Origin of the sequence: Nostoc sp. PCC 7107 (assembly GCF_000316625.1) — a bacterium.
GTDB lineage: Bacteria > Cyanobacteriota > Cyanobacteriia > Cyanobacteriales > Nostocaceae > Nostoc_B.
Map to the genome: position 1 here is coordinate 5,080,182 of NC_019676.1, position 18,279 is coordinate 5,098,460.

General features: G+C 39.8%; 13 protein-coding genes and 1 tRNA gene. 6 read left to right on the forward strand and 8 right to left on the reverse strand.

The annotated features are described in order from the left end of the window. Positions 1-208: 208 nt before the first annotated feature. The 5 genes from NOS7107_RS21695 to NOS7107_RS21715 form a co-directional block, all read right to left on the reverse strand. On the reverse strand, positions 209-1,270 hold the full coding sequence (locus tag NOS7107_RS21695; RefSeq protein ID WP_015115092.1) for a hypothetical protein: 1,062 nt from the start codon (positions 1,268-1,270) through the stop codon (positions 209-211). 51 nt (positions 1,271-1,321) lie between these two features. Further along, positions 1,322-2,755 carry a cytochrome c class I gene (locus NOS7107_RS21700; RefSeq protein WP_015115093.1) on the reverse strand — a complete coding sequence of 478 codons (1,434 nt, stop codon included), beginning with the start codon at positions 2,753-2,755 and terminating at the stop codon, positions 1,322-1,324. Between the two features lie 26 nt (positions 2,756-2,781). Next, a complete protein-coding gene (locus NOS7107_RS21705) occupies positions 2,782-3,099 on the reverse strand; it encodes a hypothetical protein (RefSeq protein WP_216594390.1) in 318 nt (105 codons plus the stop codon). A gap of 131 nt (positions 3,100-3,230) precedes the next feature. After that, a complete protein-coding gene (locus NOS7107_RS21710; RefSeq protein ID WP_015115094.1) occupies positions 3,231-4,703 on the reverse strand; it encodes a c-type cytochrome in 1,473 nt (490 codons plus the stop codon). Positions 4,704-4,761: 58 nt separating this feature from the next. Continuing rightward, positions 4,762-6,180: an NADH:flavin oxidoreductase gene (locus NOS7107_RS21715; RefSeq protein WP_015115095.1), complete on the reverse strand. Its 1,419-nt coding sequence runs from the start codon at positions 6,178-6,180 to the stop codon at positions 4,762-4,764. Positions 6,181-6,939: 759 nt separating this feature from the next. On the opposite strand from NOS7107_RS21715, the gene NOS7107_RS21720 reads away from it, so the two are divergent. Next, complete coding sequence (locus NOS7107_RS21720) at positions 6,940-8,940, forward strand: hypothetical protein (RefSeq protein WP_015115096.1); 2,001 nt, start codon at positions 6,940-6,942, stop codon at positions 8,938-8,940. Positions 8,941-9,464: 524 nt separating this feature from the next. On the opposite strand, the gene NOS7107_RS21725 is transcribed toward NOS7107_RS21720, so the two are convergent. Continuing rightward, positions 9,465-10,076 (reverse strand): metal-binding protein, encoded by a 612-nt coding sequence (locus NOS7107_RS21725; protein ID WP_015115098.1) that lies wholly within the window; start codon positions 10,074-10,076, stop codon positions 9,465-9,467. 93 nt (positions 10,077-10,169) lie between these two features. On the opposite strand from NOS7107_RS21725, the gene NOS7107_RS21730 reads away from it, so the two are divergent. After that, positions 10,170-10,242, forward strand: a tRNA-Val gene (locus NOS7107_RS21730). A 422-nt stretch (positions 10,243-10,664) separates the two neighbouring features. Here the strand turns inward: NOS7107_RS21730 and NOS7107_RS21735 are convergent. Beyond that, positions 10,665-11,264 carry a Uma2 family endonuclease gene (locus NOS7107_RS21735; RefSeq protein WP_015115099.1) on the reverse strand — a complete coding sequence of 200 codons (600 nt, stop codon included), beginning with the start codon at positions 11,262-11,264 and terminating at the stop codon, positions 10,665-10,667. Between the two features lie 284 nt (positions 11,265-11,548). Between NOS7107_RS21735 and NOS7107_RS21740 the strand changes: the two genes are divergently transcribed. From NOS7107_RS21740 to NOS7107_RS21750, 3 genes are all read left to right on the forward strand, one after another. Then, positions 11,549-12,721 carry a sigma-70 family RNA polymerase sigma factor gene (locus tag NOS7107_RS21740; RefSeq protein ID WP_015115100.1) on the forward strand — a complete coding sequence of 391 codons (1,173 nt, stop codon included), beginning with the start codon at positions 11,549-11,551 and terminating at the stop codon, positions 12,719-12,721. Between the two features lie 94 nt (positions 12,722-12,815). Beyond that, positions 12,816-13,958, forward strand: coding sequence for a DUF1822 family protein (locus NOS7107_RS21745; RefSeq protein WP_015115101.1), 1,143 nt, complete (start codon positions 12,816-12,818; stop codon positions 13,956-13,958). Between the two features lie 74 nt (positions 13,959-14,032). Next, complete coding sequence (locus tag NOS7107_RS21750) at positions 14,033-14,500, forward strand: DUF4870 domain-containing protein (RefSeq protein ID WP_015115102.1); 468 nt, start codon at positions 14,033-14,035, stop codon at positions 14,498-14,500. A 62-nt stretch (positions 14,501-14,562) separates the two neighbouring features. Here NOS7107_RS21750 and NOS7107_RS21755 read toward each other — a convergent pair whose 3' ends face one another. Beyond that, complete coding sequence (locus tag NOS7107_RS21755) at positions 14,563-16,170, reverse strand: sensor histidine kinase (protein ID WP_015115103.1); 1,608 nt, start codon at positions 16,168-16,170, stop codon at positions 14,563-14,565. 798 nt (positions 16,171-16,968) lie between these two features. Here NOS7107_RS21755 and NOS7107_RS21760 point away from each other — a divergent pair. Beyond that, complete coding sequence (locus NOS7107_RS21760; RefSeq protein ID WP_015115104.1) at positions 16,969-18,078, forward strand: Gfo/Idh/MocA family protein; 1,110 nt, start codon at positions 16,969-16,971, stop codon at positions 18,076-18,078. Positions 18,079-18,279 lie beyond the last annotated feature (201 nt).

Sequence of the window (18,279 nt, forward strand, 5' to 3'; positions counted from 1 at the left end):
TTTTTATTTTCTCTCAAGTGTTGATTCTGTTAATAATTTGCGAAGGTTTGAGAAAATTATAAGGTATAGGACGAGTTTGATTTCTAATATCAATTTTTCGTTCTATATTATGCAAATTCTGTTGGAATTGCACCACTAATTCCTGTGCCAATGGGTCGGCAAATCCTTCATCATAATAACCCAATTTATCATGGTGGTAAGATTACACTTAAACAGAACGAGAAAGTGAATTAGCTTTGGGAGTCTCGTTTTTCACAACTTCAATGATTTTTTTGATTGCTTCATCGTTGTGCCAATAACTACCATGTGGATTGTCGGGTAGCAGAGACAGCAGTAAGGGTAAATTGGTTTGTGCAAGTGGAGTTTGTGCAATGAGATTTTCTAACCAGCCTAACCATCCTGTGCTGTGGGTGATGACATCTTGGATATCTAAGTATTCAGTGTAACCATCCACTAAATCTGTCATCATTTTTTGCAGTGGGTAGGCGATGGGATCAGCAGGATGAATATAGTTCCACCAAGGTAGTTTTTCCCTTGGACTTGCTTCTTCTTGCAGAGATTTTAATAATGTTTGGAGTTTGGGTGTAATGTCGTGGCTACTGCTTGCACCTGTCTCATTTTGACCCACGAATGCTTGGAGTTTGGGTGTAATGTCGTGACTACTGCTTGCACCTGTTTCATCTTGATCTGATTTGACATCGGTCAAACTAAAGATGGCTACAGGGGAACCCATTGTGTGAATACTGGCAATTTTAATCCCTTGATAGCGGCGATCGCGGTTTTCCCCTTCTATGCCAAAAATGGCATCCCGAATAGCCATCACATCATCATGGGCGGGTGCATCTTTATCTTCCCACCGACTAGCAAACAAAATGTCAAATAAAATCACTGTTCCCCAACTGTGGGTGACTATATGTAGCCGATCATCAGGGTTGGCTTTCAGCAGTCCACTGTCAGCTACCTGTTTTTTGAGTTTGCGAACGATTTTTGCGCCTACATAGCGGCTGATATAAAGTGCAGCATCGCCAGTAAAAGGAAGAATTTGCTGTTCCCGAATGTTGTGGAACCACATCTTATTCCAATCAGATGAACCTCTGATTTGTTCCAGTAGTTTATTTTCTGGTTGTTGATTGATATCACCCCAGTAAAAAGCGATTTTTTGGAAATTGCGATCGCTCGCATTTTTTGTCAGGCGTTCAAACAGTTCATCGGCGTAGTTCGGGTTGCGGATAGTCACACCATGAATAAACAAAACGTAGTCTGTAGCCATTACAACACCCCTTTTCTGCAAGTTTGAGCAAAATGACTATGCTGCTCAAGTCTACAAAGTTTTTAAGTACTCAATCAGTGCTTTTTTATCGTCACTCGGCAAATCAGTACCATAAATATGTCCCTGATTGGAATTGGCAGCAACGGTCGTATCATATTTAAAACCTACACGTTTAGCTTCTTCTCCTGCGGAAATAAAGCCAATTTTTTGGGAATCGTAAACATCGTAACCTCGATAAAAGGTTTTGGGACGATTCTCTGGTTTTTCTAACAAATCTTGCAGAGATGGAACGGAACCGTTATGTAAATATGGCGCTCTAATCCACAGTCCATCCAAAGAGACCGCAACATAGCCATCTGTTTTCCGTAATTGGCTAAAGTCCCAAGGATAGCCGTCACCAAAATGGTTGTAGGTGTCGGCGGCTTGTTGTGTCCACATATCTAGACGATTGCGGTCTGTTCCTACTTCGTCTACAGGAATTACTGTACCTGTTCTTTCCCCACCAAAAGCGTGACAAGATGCACAGCTATTAGCAAAAATTTGACTACCTTTTGTAGCCAATTGATCATCCACTATAAAAGGATATTTGGGTGGAGAAAGTTCGCTGATATAGTCCTCTACTCGTTGCAAATCAGCAACAGGTAAAGACTCTTTGGTTGCACCATCGCCAATTGCGCCCGTTTGTACAGTTTCTTTGAGAGAAGTTTCTAAACCATCCCAATGCAAAGCAAATCCCTTGTGCAATGCCTGATTCCAAATTGGCATCATATCGGAGTTACCGATAGTGTCATCTTTGGGCAGTTTTAAGGTATTAAATTTGACTGGGTTAAACGGATCAATCCGACCAGCCCCCCAGTTGGGACGAGAATCCATCCAAGCGAAGTCTGCACTTTGTTGCAGTAGGGCTTTTTTAGTTTGGGGAATAATCAAAAAGCGATAAAGTAAGTTTTCTACCCAAGAAAACTCATGATTATATTTGATTTCGTCAAGGATATAGTCGGCGGTAAATCTGGGGTCGCTGGCGGCTGCACCTAAAAATCGCACATAAGCTTGGGAGTTGAATTTGTTAGAAGGGCCAGCCAGGAAAATGTGGGGCTTTTCTAAGGGACTAGTTCTATAAGTAGCCGTATGACATACTGCACAAGTAATCCCTACACGAGGAAAACCAATGGTTTTTTTCGTAAACCCAATTGGGGTTTCTTTGCCTTCTTCCCAGGTAATTCCTAAAGAAGTATAACCGCCTGGCCCTGGTAATTTATCGGGAAAGACGCGGGGAAGGACTAACCAAATCCAATAAGGTATCCCTTGGGCGGGTTCTGTCCCAATTGAACCATATTTAAAATGTTCTTCTGGGGATTTGTAGGTTAGAGGTACATCTCGAAATAAATGATACCAAGCTATGTAGCCTACTCCCCCAACTAACAACACAAAAATTAAAGCAATGCTGGCGAGAATTCTGCCTAATTTCTCTTTGAAAATTTTCATAATATTACATTGCTCCTTGCTAGAAATTAGGAGAATTGTTTGACTGGTTGTGGAGCGATCTCATCAACATTTTGACTCCGCAAAGCTAGAGTCAAAAAAATTGCTTCTACTACACCAAAAAACAAGTCGACAAAGGCAATAGATAAAAAGCCTTTATCTTGCCCAAAAAAGAAGACGGCACAAATCAAAAATGTCGAACCAAAGGCTCTAGAAGTAAATATAGAAATCCAAGCATTTGCCTGATATCCATAAGTATCTATGGCTCCAGTAATGTAAAATGCACTAATGATAAATAACAGCATTCCTGCCGTTATTACCCAAATAATTGGGTCAGGTTGGTGCATCTTTAAAAACCACAGCATTAGCCCTGGAAAAAAGCATGAGGGAATGACAAAGAACATATTCACACACAATAATGCCCAGCCAAGTTACACGGCTAAACCATTTTGCGTAAGTATTCATTTTTAGCTCCTAATTACATCTGCTTCATGTACTCTACTAAAGCATCTTTTTCTGCTGGTGAGAGTTCAGTTCCGTATACATGACCGCTGTTACTATTTCCAGGTTTGGTCGTATCAAATTTAAAATATTGCTTGCCGTTTTCTTCCGCCACAGTTGACACAAACCCGACTTTTTCTCGATCAATTACGTCGTAACCCCGATAAAATTCTTTGGGTCGATTTTCTGGTTTTTCTAGCAAATCTCGCAAAGTGGGAACTGAACCATTATGTAAATAAGGGCTGCGTAACCAAATACCATCTAGAGGTGCATTGGCGTAGCCATTCGTTTTGCGGAAATGATTAAACCGCCAAGGATAACCTGCATACAAAGTATTTTGGTTAGATAAGGTTTCGTAGGTAAAGGAATTGAGACGATGGGGGTCTGTACCAATCTCTTGAATGGTGACAACTTTACCTGTATATTTTCCGCCAAAGGCATGGCAACTAGCGCAATTATTGGTAAATAGTGTTTCTCCGGTAGCTGCTACAGTTTGATTAACTTCGTAGGGATATTTTGGTGGTGGTAATGTCCACAACCAATCAGCTACTCGTTGAATTCTATCTAAATCGATTGTGGTGGGTGTAACTCCCGCACCCAAAGCGGCACTTTTGTTACGTTCATCAACAGATTCGTTATTCCCATCCCAGTGTAATTCCATGTTTTTACGCGGTTTTTGATTCCATACTGAGGGGAAATCTGATGTGCCAATTAATTCATCCTCACGCAATTTATCCATTGGGAAATGAAATTGAATTGCTTTATAAGGATTGAATGTATCTACTCTACCTGGCCCCCAATCTGGCTGGTTATAAATGAAGGACAGGCGACTTCTTTGATTAATTAGTGCATCGCGTGTTTGGGGAATGGCAATAAAGCGATAAACTAATTTTTCAATTGGGTTGATACCGCCACTAATTTTTTCAATTTCTGGGAGCATCCGGTTAGCGGTAAAGCGCGGGTCTATAGCAACTTCGGATAAGAATTTGATGTATCCCTGCAAGTTTAGTACATTAGCTGGCATTGCAGTCTTTATTTGGCGATCGCTATTTGGTGTATCACGCAATGTACCTGTATGACACACCGCACAATTCAAGCCAACACGGTTAATAATTACTCGCCGTTGCGAAAACCCAATTGGTAAATCCTTCCCTGGTTCTTGAATAAAGCCCAAGGAAGTATAACCTTTATCGGGTAATTTATCAGGAAATAATTCTGGTAAAACTTTCCATATCCAGTACGGAACGCCATTTACTTCTTCACTACCAATGGAACCGTATTTAAAATGGTCTTGGATATCGGCGTAATCAACTGGGGAGTTAGAAATAGCAGGCCAAATCAGAAATACAATTACTGCGATAACTCCCACAATTGCACCCAAAACCCACTTGAAAACCGCTTTAGTTCCCTTAACAACGCTGGGAACTAGCGTAGGGCTTGTTTGAGTCATTACAAAGTCACTCTCTGGTTAATAGTCAAGAGTTAATGGTCAATGGTCAAATAACAAATTAAACATGTAAGGCTGGAACTTCGACGTTATGTTTTGCTGACTCATCGCCATGAAATACTGACATAACTTCTGCCATCATCGCTTCATAATCATTATCAAAGCGACTTAATTCATAACAACCCAAGGGGTTTTCAATCACGTTGAGTAGGCATTTATTACAGTAGGTACAGGGTTTATCTGGTAAGTCTTTACCTTGTTGTAATTGTTTTGGTAAATCGTTATTGGCAATTAATTGTCGAGCAATTGTCACACCATCACAATAGCCATCTTCAATGGCTTGGCGAATAAAAGAACCTTGTTGAAAACCACCAGTACACAAAACCGGAATATTGACTGCTTGTTTAATGGCGCGGGATGAAAGTAAATTTCTCCCTTGGTTTTCTATCAAGAGTTTTCGCATTTCATCATCAGAAACATAATTACCACTAAATGCTGGCGGTGGGAGTTGTTTCTTAACCTTATTCCAGAAAAATTTGAAAATTGGATTTAACAGTTTGTAGCGGAATAAGATGTAGTTGCGAATTGTTTGATTACCGCTGGAGAGCATTGTGTCATAAGTCTTGGTGATGACCTCAAAATTAAAATCTCCAATGGGGTTCAAAGGATGAGGAAATAAACTTCCTACCGATACATGGACTGCATCTGCACCAGCTTCTTCAGCCCATTTACAAATTTGTACAGACTCTTCTAAAGTATTTCCTGGTTTCTCCCAAGGAATCACCGCATCGTTGTAATCAATGGCACTAATTTTAAATTGTAGGTGGAAGTCTTCGCCAACTTCTTTACGAATAGCGCGAATTACATCTAGTAAAAACCTTGCCCGATTTTCTAGTGAACCACCATATTCGTCGGTGCGATCGTTAATTCCTGAACTAAGAAACTGATTGAATAAATAACCGTTACCACTGTGTAGTTCTATACCATCTAAACCAGCTAAACGCGCCCGTCTAGCACCATCAGCAAACATTTGGATGGTTTCTTTAATCTCTGTCAAAGTCATAGCTTGGCAGAGTAAGCCGTGAAATGATTCCGTTTTGCTGGTAGAACTTAAGGCTTTTAAACCGTCATTTTCTACGCCACCAATGTCTTGCTGTCTTCCAGAATGGCTGAGTTGCAAAATTAATTTACAGTCATATTCATGGACTTTTTCACCTACTTTGCGCCAAAAAGGAATTCTGTCATTAGAGTGAATTGTGGCGTAATTGGGCATAATTCGACCACGAATTGCCACTGGTACAAAAGAAGTAATAATTGCACCAACTCCACCACGGGCAAATTTTTCTTCCCAGTTAATTCTGGCTTGAGTACCAGAACCATCATAGTTATCCCACCTACCGGAGATACTGGAGCGAAAAATCCGGTTTTTGACAGTGAGATTCCGAAATTGCAATGGCTTAAAGATAATATCGTTCTCCATACTCTCCTTCCTATTTGCAATAGAATCAAGTACTAATATGCGAAGTGCAATTTATTTTTTCAACTCCTCTCTAAACCTCTCCCTTACGAGGTGAGAGGCTTTGATCATTGCTCCTCTTCCCTTGTAGGGAAAGGGTTAGGTTTGAAAGAAATTTGCACATAGCGTTACTGCGTAAACAAAAACTACCCAGATAACGACTCTTTGGTGATATTTTGGGGGTTTGTTTGGAATACTTACAAGTTCAAGATTAAGTTTTTCAGATGTGATGTAAAAGATTAATTTTTTGTTACTTAGTTTGCTGCCCAAATATTAAACTGAAGGCTTACCAGATAAAGGTTGAGCCATTAAATCAGAATTTTTTTAATTGAGTGAAACTAGCATCCTTAATCAAACAAATCGTAAGAAATACTTTTTTTGATACCAAGGTTAACGCAATATTAATGCACTCTCCTACACAACAATTTGTTACAAAAATAACCTAGTTTGAAATGTCGCTTACAAGATAACAAATACAGTTTGTTACACCAGGATAAATTTACAATTTTTTAAAGAAATCAGTTCACAAAGGAGCAAATTTTTTAGTGACGTTTGCCCAGCTTGTGTAGTAACTTCATAGATGACAGTGCCTAAATTAAGGTGCGATATGATTTATTCGCTAAACATCTCTGAAGGATAAATCAGGAAAATAGCGAATTAATGGTCAAGCTTTGTTATTAAGATGCGCCTGATTAAGTTTAGGTGTTACTCATTGAGAGTTTTATGAACAAAATACGCCTATTGTGGAAAGGCTGTTTGGTGGTTTTCGCCGCGATCGCAATTACATTTTGCGATTGGTATAGCACACCAATAGCTCTAGCTAGTGAGTATAGTGAAACACCTGCTCCCATCTCCAATGAGTATAATGATGCGGGTTATGCTGATAACTGCGATGGTATCGGATATCTCCCGCCATATACTCATGAGCAGCTAACTGATGCCGAAAAAAGAGGTCGTTGTACTTGGTACTTATGGACTGGTGGTAATGCCAAATACTATCGGGAAATCGCCAAGCGGACACACGGTGGTGTTGACCTACTCAAGTTGATTAACTCCAGTTTGCATGATCAGCGTTTGAAACTCTTTGGTGCAATTAATGACCCAGGATGTGAAAAAGCCACAGCAACAGATGAATATGGGTTGTTGTTGGATAAGTGTAAAGACCCTTTGTCTACTGGTGTGATTGGGTTACGTAAGTTCCCCAACCCAAATTTTGACAGAGCAAAATGGGATGCTAAAAAATACGTCAAGGATGTGTCAATTGAGCCACCTTATCTGATTGGCCAGTCTTGTGCTATTTGTCACGTTGCTTTAGACCCACTGAATCCGCCCAAAGACAAAGAACACCCGCAATGGGAAAACCTCGTTCCGGCGTTGGGTAATCAGTACATTAAAGAAAGTGCATTATTTTCTACTAATCTCAAAGACGATAGTTTCATCAAGCAAGTCTTGATGGCACAGCGTCCTGGTACGTCTGACACTTCGCGGATTGCGACAGATCACATTAATAATCCTAATGCGATTAACGCCATTTTTAATTTAGGCGATCGCCCCACATACCCAGAGGTGATGAGCGATGGTTCCACCAAAAATGTCAATCACATTCTCAAAGATGGTGCAGACTCTACAGGGGTAGCTACAGCTTCTTTGCGTGTTTACGTCAACATTGGGATGTGCGGTGACTACTGGTTAAGTCTTCACGAAGCCATGTTAGGCCGAACTCCCCAACGTCCTTTTGATATTGAAAAAGCTAGAAAGGATTGCGAAGACTGGAGACAAACAGAAGCACGTATGGCCGATGCAGAAGCATTCCTCAAAACTATCCAACCGATGTACCTTAAAGATGCAGCCGGTGGTGAAGCTTTCTTAACCAAAGATGAGAAGGTTTTAGAACGCGGTAAAATAGTTTTCGCTGATACCTGTGCATCTTGTCACTCTAGTAAAAAGCCACCTGCGGAAATTGCGGCTAACCCCGACCAAGCTAAGAAATGGTACGAAGAATCTGTATCAAGTAGTAACTTCCTCGACCATAATTTCTTATCTGATGACCAGCGGTACCCAGCTACACTGATTGGTACTAACATTTCCCGTGCTTTGGGAACTAACGCAACTAAAGGGCATATCTGGGATCAGTTCTCATCCAAAACTTATAAAGAACTACCTTCTCCTGGTGAATTGACGCTGTATAATCCCTTCAACGAAGCCAAACCGATCAATTTCCCAATACCACAAGGCGGTTTGGGATATTACCGCACACCTTCCCTAATTAGTGTATGGGCAACAGCACCATTTCTCCATAACAACACCCTAGGTTTGTATAACGAAGATCCTTCTGTAAAAGGTCGGATAGAAGCTTATACCGATGCTATGGAAAAAATGCTCTGGCCAGAAAAACGTGAAGGCATTATCAGTAGAACTGACCACAAAACTAAATTAGATTTGCCTCCAGGAGATCCCAACCCTAAATTGCGTTTACCTGTACCCAAAGGCACGCCTGTAAACTTGCTGGCCAATGTCAATATGAGAGAGGCAATTACTTCTCTTAATTTGGGTAATTTATTCCAAGATTTAAGACCAGAAGGCGGCATTAAAGGTAAACTCGCCCGTGTATTATTACGAGCGAATAAATCTCCTGACTTCGTTGAAGATAGGGGTCATACTTTTGGTGCAAATTTGTCTGATGATGACAAAAAAGCGCTGATCGAGTTTGTGAAAACTTTCTAAATAACTCGTTAGAATGCTTGTCATTTAACCTGTCGTTCCTAAGTTGTACTTGGGAACGATAAATACTTGGAATGAATCAGCGTCAATTGTTTTTCGGACAGCACACAAAAAAACTGCATCTGTCGGGGTTTGGGGTGAGGGTTGAACCAACCGTACCTTATGCAACTGAGAAGCGCTATATTTATCTTTTTTGTAGCGCTCATATCATGTCCAGTAAATTACTTGTCATTACGTAGCTTGCTTCCCGCAGGGTACGTAGCGATAGCGCAGTAATCGCAGAATCCAGGCGATTGCTTCGTTCCACTTCGTTCCACTTCGTTCCACTCGCAATGACATATCGTAAGTGATTAAGCGGACTTCATATCATTGGCGATCGCCAACAGTCTCATTTTGATATATAGCTGTAGTCTGATATGTTAGGACAATTTGAAAGCTTGAATGCCAGGAATAGTAAAACTTTTTGTCCTGCCTATACTTTTAATTTAGAAGAACAATTTGAGGAAGTTGTGAGGACAGCAACAGAATTACAATTTTGGTTTCTTGTTATTAGGTTTAAGTTTAGGTTTAGGCTGACTAATGCGATTTGATACTTTACGTTTCTTGACTTTGTGAGGAATTAAACCATGAATTCCTTGCTTTTGCATTCGCTTATATGCCGAACCGCCCCAATCGCTAAGAGAATGACTCATCGCGCCAAGTTCCAAACCAAGAAATAGGGCAAGATATTCTGTACTATGACCAACAAGCGATCGCGCGACATTTTTACCTAAAGCTTGCCAATTAAATGTGGTGTTCCCCAGCTTTTCGATAATTACCAACACGATTAACGCCGTGATCGCCAGCAACACCGAAAGGTAAATTACCCGTAGCGTCGTGCCAATAATCGGCCCGTGTGATAAGAAAGAACGATGACGCAAGCTTTTTTGATAAGGTAGCCAAATCCACCGCAAGTATCCCCAGCGTTGATATTGCCGAGAGTAAATATCTAAGTCGGGGCCAAACATCAGACCGCCAAACATAAACCCACTAGCTACCAGCAGAGTTACACTGCTACTACGAGTCTGCCAGAAAGACACGCCCGCCACTAACGGCAAAGCCCATAAAGTAATGCGATCGTGCGTTTGACCAGAGGGCATTTACAGATTCTCAAAAAGAAGGAAAAAATTTTTTCTCAAAAATACTAGCGCGATTCAAAATATTTTGCTATATTGATTGTTAGTGAAATGAACGGGCGGTTAGCTCAGTTGGTAGAGCGCCTGCCTTACAAGCAGGATGTCATCAGTTCGAGTCTGGTACTGCCCATATTTATAAAAGCCGCTATACCAGCGGCTTTTGTGATTTTACACATAACTTTGCCACAACGGCAAGCTGATGCTTCCAGCTTTTGAAATTCCGTAAAAAGGCTGGGCGATCGCATTTAGCAATTCCAATTAAAAAACTTCGATGCAGCAGGATTTTTGTGATTTATATCTGTTACCTTATTTTGGTGAATTGGTATAGACCAAATATCAATACTGATTTGGCGATCACCTGCTTTGAGAATTGTTTTATTCTTCTTTCCCAAGCTCACCAAAAGTGTCGAGTAATTTTGATACAACTCGCGCAAAGATTTTTTTACGATCTAATAATTTGGGTTTTTCGTTACAAGCACTCAGTAAAGTTTCTCTCAATGGCTCTTTCCCTGAAAATTTATAGACCTCATTTGGGTTCTATACAAATACTACTTATTCCCGAATGATGTCTGTTGGAGTTTTTGGTTCAAGGGTTAAACCGCGATAGACTTGTTCAATGGGGAAATTGAGGTTAATGCTTTTGAGTTCGATTGTGTCGCCTGCTTTGTAGTTGATAATCAACCAATCGCCTGCGTTGTTTTTGTGATACAGGTCGATTTCGATGCTAGTAGAACTGACTAGTAGGTAATCTATTAAGGCTGGGTTTTGGCGATACATTCGGAATTTGCTACCTCTGTCGTAGGCTTCGGTGCTGGTGGAGAGGACTTCGACGATTAAGCAGGGGTAGGTGATATGTTGGGTTGTGGTTTTATCGCGAACGTCGCAGGTGACGCTGGCATCTGGGTAGGTGTAGTTATTTGTACCAACAATATTAACTCTCAGGTCTGAAGTCGCGGTGTCGCAGCCACTCTCTTCTAAATGATTGGTACACAAAGTGATGAATCTAGCGGCAAGTAAACTATGGTTTTTACTACCGCCACTCATGGCATAAACTTGACCGTTGATCAGTTCGTGTTTTTCTAGTTGCTGTTCTTCCCAAGTGAAATATTCTTCAGGGGTTAGGGTGGGGAAATTTTCTTTGGCTGCGATCATGATTCGTTACGTCCTAAGTTTGTAGTTGCTTGAGATCAGTTTGGTTCTGGATTGTTGGTTTGATTTTAACAAGCTACACAATCTACACCTGTCAGGAACCACAGGTGGGGTCGTACACCGACTTACTTATAAGCTGTTCAGCATTGAGTTTGCACATTGAGGCTGCAAGGGAGAGGGTTTGCAGCTTTTATTACCATGAAAATGATGCAATTTAAATGACGATTAGCTTACTCAGCACTTAGCACTCAGTTTCGTTATCCTATAAGTCAGATTGTAATTTTTTTATGCAACCTCGACACAGTATTATTGAAATTTTTTCAACTTTTGTCCAGTTTGATGGCGATCGCTTCAGTCGTTGGGCGACGGATTCGCGCTTGCGTCGCAGCATCCAATGTTGTATTCAGCAAATACCCAAAGAAAATTCGGAATATTTTTGGGTACTGTATTGGTATAAGTTTAGCCAAGATTCGGCCGCCGCATCCTCAGCAAAACAACATCTCACGGCGTATTTACAAGAACCTTGTTATTGGACATCCCAAAAAACTTGTACTGGTTTTGCTAGTAGCCAATTTAAATTATCTGATTGTTTCCAAATTGCGATCGCTCAAGTTGAACGTGTTCTCAAAGGTTTCAATCCTTCTCAAGGCAGTACTTTAAAAAACTACGCTAGTCTGATTTTTAGTACCGCTATCCGCGAAACTCTGCGTCAGCGTCAAGAAGTGGATATCTGTAGTGATTGGGGTTTGTTACGCAAAACTAGTCAAAAGCGATTAGAAGAATCTTTGCAAAATGCTGGTTTATCCCCGGAGACAGTCCGTGCTTACATTTTGGCTGGGAATGCTTTCAAAACTTTGTATGTTCCCACTAAAGCGAGTAACTCTCGGCAATTATCTCGCCCTGATGATAGCACTTGGGAAGCGATCGCTAAATTCTACAATTCCCAAAGCAGCCAACCAGCGAACCCCGAAATTTTGGAAAAGTGGTTACTCAGTGCGGCGAAAGCTGTCCGCAAGTATCTTTATCCCACTCCAGATTCTCTGAATGTCTCTAAAGGTGGTGATGATGGATTTGAGTTGCTGGATAATTTACCAGGGATGCAAGAATCTTTAATTAACGAAATTGTCGCCCAAGAAGAAGCACAAGCGAGAACTCAACAGCAAGGTGAGATTAATCAGATATTAACAACTGCGATCACCCAACTAGAAGCGCAACTTCAAGAAATATTGCAACTATACTATGCACAGCAACTTAATCAAGATGCGATCGCTAAACAACTAGATATGAAACAATATACTGTTTCCCGGCGACTAACCAAAGCTAAGGAGGTTCTGTTGCGGTCTTTGGCTAACTGGTGCAAAGATAGTCTGCATATTTCTGTGACATCAGACTTACTAAAAAGTATGAGTGCTGTGATGGAAGAATGGCTCGAAAATTACTACACTGCATCTTCTCACTAACTTATACCCAAATTTCTTTTGTAGCCTGTGCGGGGAAGAGATTGTTTCCCTGGTAGCACCAAAACTAGCCAAACCTTTCCCCGGAGAAACTGCCATGACTTTTACTTTAACCAATTCCACGGACTTAATTTTAGAGATTCCCGAATTTCGCCAACGCAGTCAAGCTTTTTCTCATCCTAGTTCTGCATATCAAGCTTATTTAAATGAACTTTGCCTGAATGCTGTCTTACCTTGGTTACAGGAGGACTTTACACCACAGGCAAAGGTTTGGCCAACTACCACTGCATTATCCAGTTTTTGGGAACTGGTGAATGGAACTGCTATTACAGTAGATGCAACGAGATTTATCTTAGTTCCTAGTGAAAGTATTGATTTAAGTGAGTTGCGCGTACCACAAGAATGGGTAGATTTACCGAGTTGGTTGGGTGATTATTATTTAGCTGTGCAAGTAGAACCAGATGCAGGCTATATCAGAGTTTGGGGTTACTGCACTCATGCCCAACTTAAGCATAAAGGAAATTATGATGCAGGAGATCGCACTTACTCTTTAGATGCGACAGAAATAATTACCGATATGAGTGTTTTAGCAGTGGCGCGAGAATTTTGTACAGCAGAACCTACACGCAGTAATGTCACTGCAATTCCCACCCTAGCACAAGCCCAAGCGCAAAACTTAATTGACCGCCTCGCCAACGCCGAAGTCATCACACCTCGGTTAGCAATTCCTTTTCAACTCTGGGGTGGGTTAATCGAACATAGCGGTTGGCGACAAAATCTTTATGAAAAACGCATCGGATTACCAGAACAGCGTTCAGTTTTACAATGGTTGCAAAGTGGCGTATCGCAACTTGCAGAAACTATTGGTTGGGAACGCTGGAATTTAGAATTGAGTGCAGCGTCGCGGAGTGTAGGCGATAGACAAACTGAGGTGAATATATCACGACGGCTGGCGATCGCTGGACAATTTTACGAACTGACAATTACACCCCAAGGCGAACCAGACTCACTCTACTGGCGGTTTGAATTACGTAACGCCATAGTTGGCGCAGCCATTCCCGGCGGTTTTAAAATTCGACTCCTCACCGAAGACTTACAACCTTTCCCCAACAACGAAGATATCGCCACAACCGCAGTCGAACAACTCTATGTAGAAGTCGCCTTAGAACCAGGCGAAGGTATCGTCTGGGAAGTAGAACCTTTACCCGAAAATTATGAGCGAGAAATACTCAAATTTTAAACTTTTGTCCTGCTAGTTTAAAGGTAGTGTGGTAGATATCAATTTCATTCATCCACATCCTTAATTAACAAGCCATGAGAAAACAAGTCCAAAAACAAATGCGTACATGGGCGATGTTATGTCATATTTCGGCTTTAGTCGCATGGCTATTGTTATTTGGATTAGTCTTTCTGGGTATTCCTTTGTATTTACCGTTGAATATTTTATTACCTTTAGTAATTTGGCATCTGAAAAAATCTAAATATCCTTGGATTGACTTTCAAGGTAGAGAATCTTTAAACTTTCAAATCTCATTAACTTTGTATACTTTAATTGTGATTATTTTTTCTTTGTTACTCGTACTGGGTAGCTGTGGTATTGCCATCACAACCAATGGTGCAGTTAACGAAGTTAAATCAGTTTTAGATGGTTTGCTTTTGGTCTGGACATTTTTAATTTTTGGTTTACTTCTATTACAATCTTTCTTCATCACTTTTGCTGCCATTAAAGCTTATCATGGAGAACATTATCGTTATCCTTTGACAATGCGAATTTTGCGCTGAAAGTTAGTTGATAGGACTTACGCAGTTAATCTCAAATCCAAAATCTAAAATTGATTAACTACTTATTTTATCTGTCTTATCGGAATTTCAATCACAAATTCTGTCCCTTCTCCTGGAGATGAAATACAGTTGATTTTGCCGTGATGCTTATCTACTATAATTTGATAACTAATAGATAAACCTAAACCTGTACCTTTGCCTATAGGTTTAGTAGTAAAAAATGGGTCAAATAATCTATTTTTATATTCCTCACTGATACCTGAACCGTTATCTTTAATGCTAATTATTAAAGATTCTGCATTTCTTACTTGAGTCTGAATTATAATGCAACTAGTATTTCGTTCCTTTGCTTGTTTTATATCTTCTACTTCTTTCTCGTGTAAAGCATCAATAGCATTACCAATAATATTCATAAATACCTGATTTAATCCGCCTGCATAACATTCAACCAGAGGTGAATTACTACAATAGTCTTTAATAATTTTGATTTCTTTCTGTTCCTGCTTACCTTTTAGCTGATGTTGCAAAATTAGCAAAGTACTGTCAATGCCTTCATGAATATCAACAGGTTTCATGTCAGCTTCATCAAGACGTGAAAAGTTACGCAAGATAATTACAATCTCACGGATACGATCAGCACCAAGTGTCATTGAAGATACGATTTTAGGCAGATCCTCAAGAATGAATTCTAAATCTATTTCCTTAATTACAGTAGTTATTTTTGAGTTATTATGAGAATATTCTTGTTGATATAATTTGATTAAGTCTATTAATTTCTGAGTATATTCCTTCGCATACATTAAATTGCCATAAATAAAATTAACTGGATTATTAATTTCATGAGCAACACCAGCTACTAGCTGACCAAGTGAAGACATTTTTTCAGTTTGAATCAGTTGTACCTGTGTGTTTTTTAGTTCTTGTAATGTCTGTTCTAATTGAATATTTTGCTGATTTAATGTTTCTGTTCTTGCTGCAACTTTTGTTTCTAAAATCCAATTAATTTCTTCTAAAGCAACTTGAGCATTTTTTTTCGCTCTTAAGTATTCTCGCAATAAATTCAGTACCAAAAGCCATGCAGGAATCAGCAATAATAAACTTATAATGGAAGCTAAGATTGCCAAAAATATTTTTTGGCGATATTTCGCAACTTTTTGTTGTAATGCAAGTGATATATTCTCTTTTCTTTTGATCACACCATCAGCATAAATCTGTTTTTGCGTATCATATTCGTGGCTAGATAATAGTTGTTGCGCTGCTTGTTGTTTATTCTTTTTGACTAAATCAAAAGATTGATATTCCATTTTAACTAGCTGCTGATTAGCAACATCAATTTTTTTAGCATCCTGACTGTTATATGCTTGAGGTGCTAGTTTAATCGATGCTTGAATAGCATTATCAAGTTTTTCTTCAAATTGACGATAGCGTTTTTCCCACATCAAGTTACCTGTAGCAGCATTCATCCGGGCTGACATGGTTAATACTTCATCGAGATAAATAATTTCATCACTCAATTTCTGTAATCTAAATTCATTTTTAGTCAGATGATTAAAATTATAATATGCTTGCCAATTAAGCCAAATTTGAGGAATAAATAAGAGTAATGTTAATAGTACTGTGACAGCTACTATTTGCGAAGGCGTAAATCTTAGTTTTTTAGGTACATACATTAGTTTACCCGCAATATTTCAACCTAGAATTTTCTTAGTATTTAATTACTGGTTTTCAGTAATGATATTATTACTAGATAATAGTCTAACTATATTGATATTTATTGTCCTGGAGTTTTAAAAAATCTTCTGATTTTTATATAAAAAAGCATAAAATTTACTTTTTATAAAGGTAAAAGCTATAGGTCTGCCTTTAGCTTCGCCATTTCTGCTAACCTGGTGGAGTGGTTATCTGGATGCACGAAGTCTAAAAAAGACTGGCTAAAAATTCTGCTTTTGAGTAGCTGAGAGTTTGGGTAAATTCCGGGTTGATCTGCTGAAAGTAGCCATCCCGACTGACTACCGACAGCAGATCCAGCGATCGCTCAAAAAAAGCCTTTTTCGGATAACATCAATCCATTGACTGAAAAATTTGAGATTTTGGATGGGGAATTTTCGGTACAAACCCCAGCGTACGCTTCCCTAACGCCAATCTAAAATCCGACGCTCGATGACTCGCTAACGCTGCGCTATCAAGCTCCACACTTTAGGGTGGAGTCAATCCAACATCCAAAATCGTAAATCCAAAATTGATTGACAGTTGAGGTAGTAGAATCTTCAGAGGTTATAAGATAATTACGCAGAACAGCAAAGTGACAGCAAAACCAACCAAGAAAATCGGTATTTATGCCGGAGCGATCGCCGATTTTTTTATCTAACTGAATGTCACTATCGTATTATATTGTGATACTTATTCAATATTACTAAAGTAGATGATATATCTATTGTTACATTTAATTTAAGGGTGCAGAATCAACCATGAATCAGAATGTAGTTGGTGTGGCTGTAGTCGGTACTGGATTTGGTCAAAAAGTTCATATTCCTGGGTTTAATGCCCACCCCAAAACTGAGGTAGTTGCTGTTTATCATCGGGATATTAATCAAGCTCAAATCATTGCTAATGCTAATAATATTCCTCACGCTTATAACAAGATTACGGATATTATTAAACTCCCAGAAGTACAAGCAGTTAGTATCTCAACACCACCATTTCTGCACTATGAAATGGCAAAAACTGTGCTAGAAGCAGGCAAACATTTATTTTTAGAAAAACCCACAGCTTTAAATGCAGCCGAAGCGAAGGTGTTATATAATTTAGCAATAGCAAATAAGGTAACAGCGGTTGTAGATTTTGAATTTCGCTTTGTCCCTGGATGGCAATTATTTGCAGAATTATTAGCATCAGGTTATGTCGGTAACAAACGCTTAATTAAAATTGATTGGTTTGGTTCTTCCCGCGCTGATACTTCTCGCCCTTGGAATTGGTATTCTTCTCAAGAAAAAGGCGGTGGTGTATTAGGTTCGTTGGGTTCCCACGCCTTTGATTATATTTATTGGTTATTTGGATCAGTCCGTCGGTTAAGCGCTTATTTAAGTACAGCCATCCCCAACCGAATTGACCTTAGTACTGGTGCATTAAAGCCAGTGGAGACGGATGATAACTGTTTGCTATCCCTGGAATTAGCTGATGGAACACCTTGTCAACTGAATATTAGTGCGGTGGTTCATGCACCGAGAACCCATTGGGTTGAAGTGTATGGCGATCGCGGTACTTTAGTATTAGGTAGCGAAAATCAAAAAGACTACATCCACGGTTTTCGCGTTTGGGGTTCTCAAGTAGGACAACCCTTAGCAGAAATTGAAATTCCCCAGCAGTTAATGTTTACCCAAAACTTCACCGATGGCCGCATTTCTGCATTTATCAGGGTAATAGACCAATGGCTGCAAGGAATTGACCAGAAGCAGTCAATAGTTCCATCCTTGCGTGAAGGTGTTTATTCGCAATTGTTGATGGATTTATCGCATCAATCCCATAAAACAAGTAGTTGGGTTGATGTTCCTAGTTTGGATGCTTATTTGGAAAATTGAGAGTAGGGGAGTAAAACTTTTAGTTAGCGATCGCACCTACTCCGACACTATATTAATAGCTTTGTTTGAAAATTAGCATAGTGTTATGCCGCGGCAAATTGCTAAGTCTATTTTCCGTCGTCGGCTAACAATTGCGATCGCTCTCCCCAGCCATTAGTGTGATTGGTGAAATCATTTTACAGGTAAGTAGGTCGATGTTAA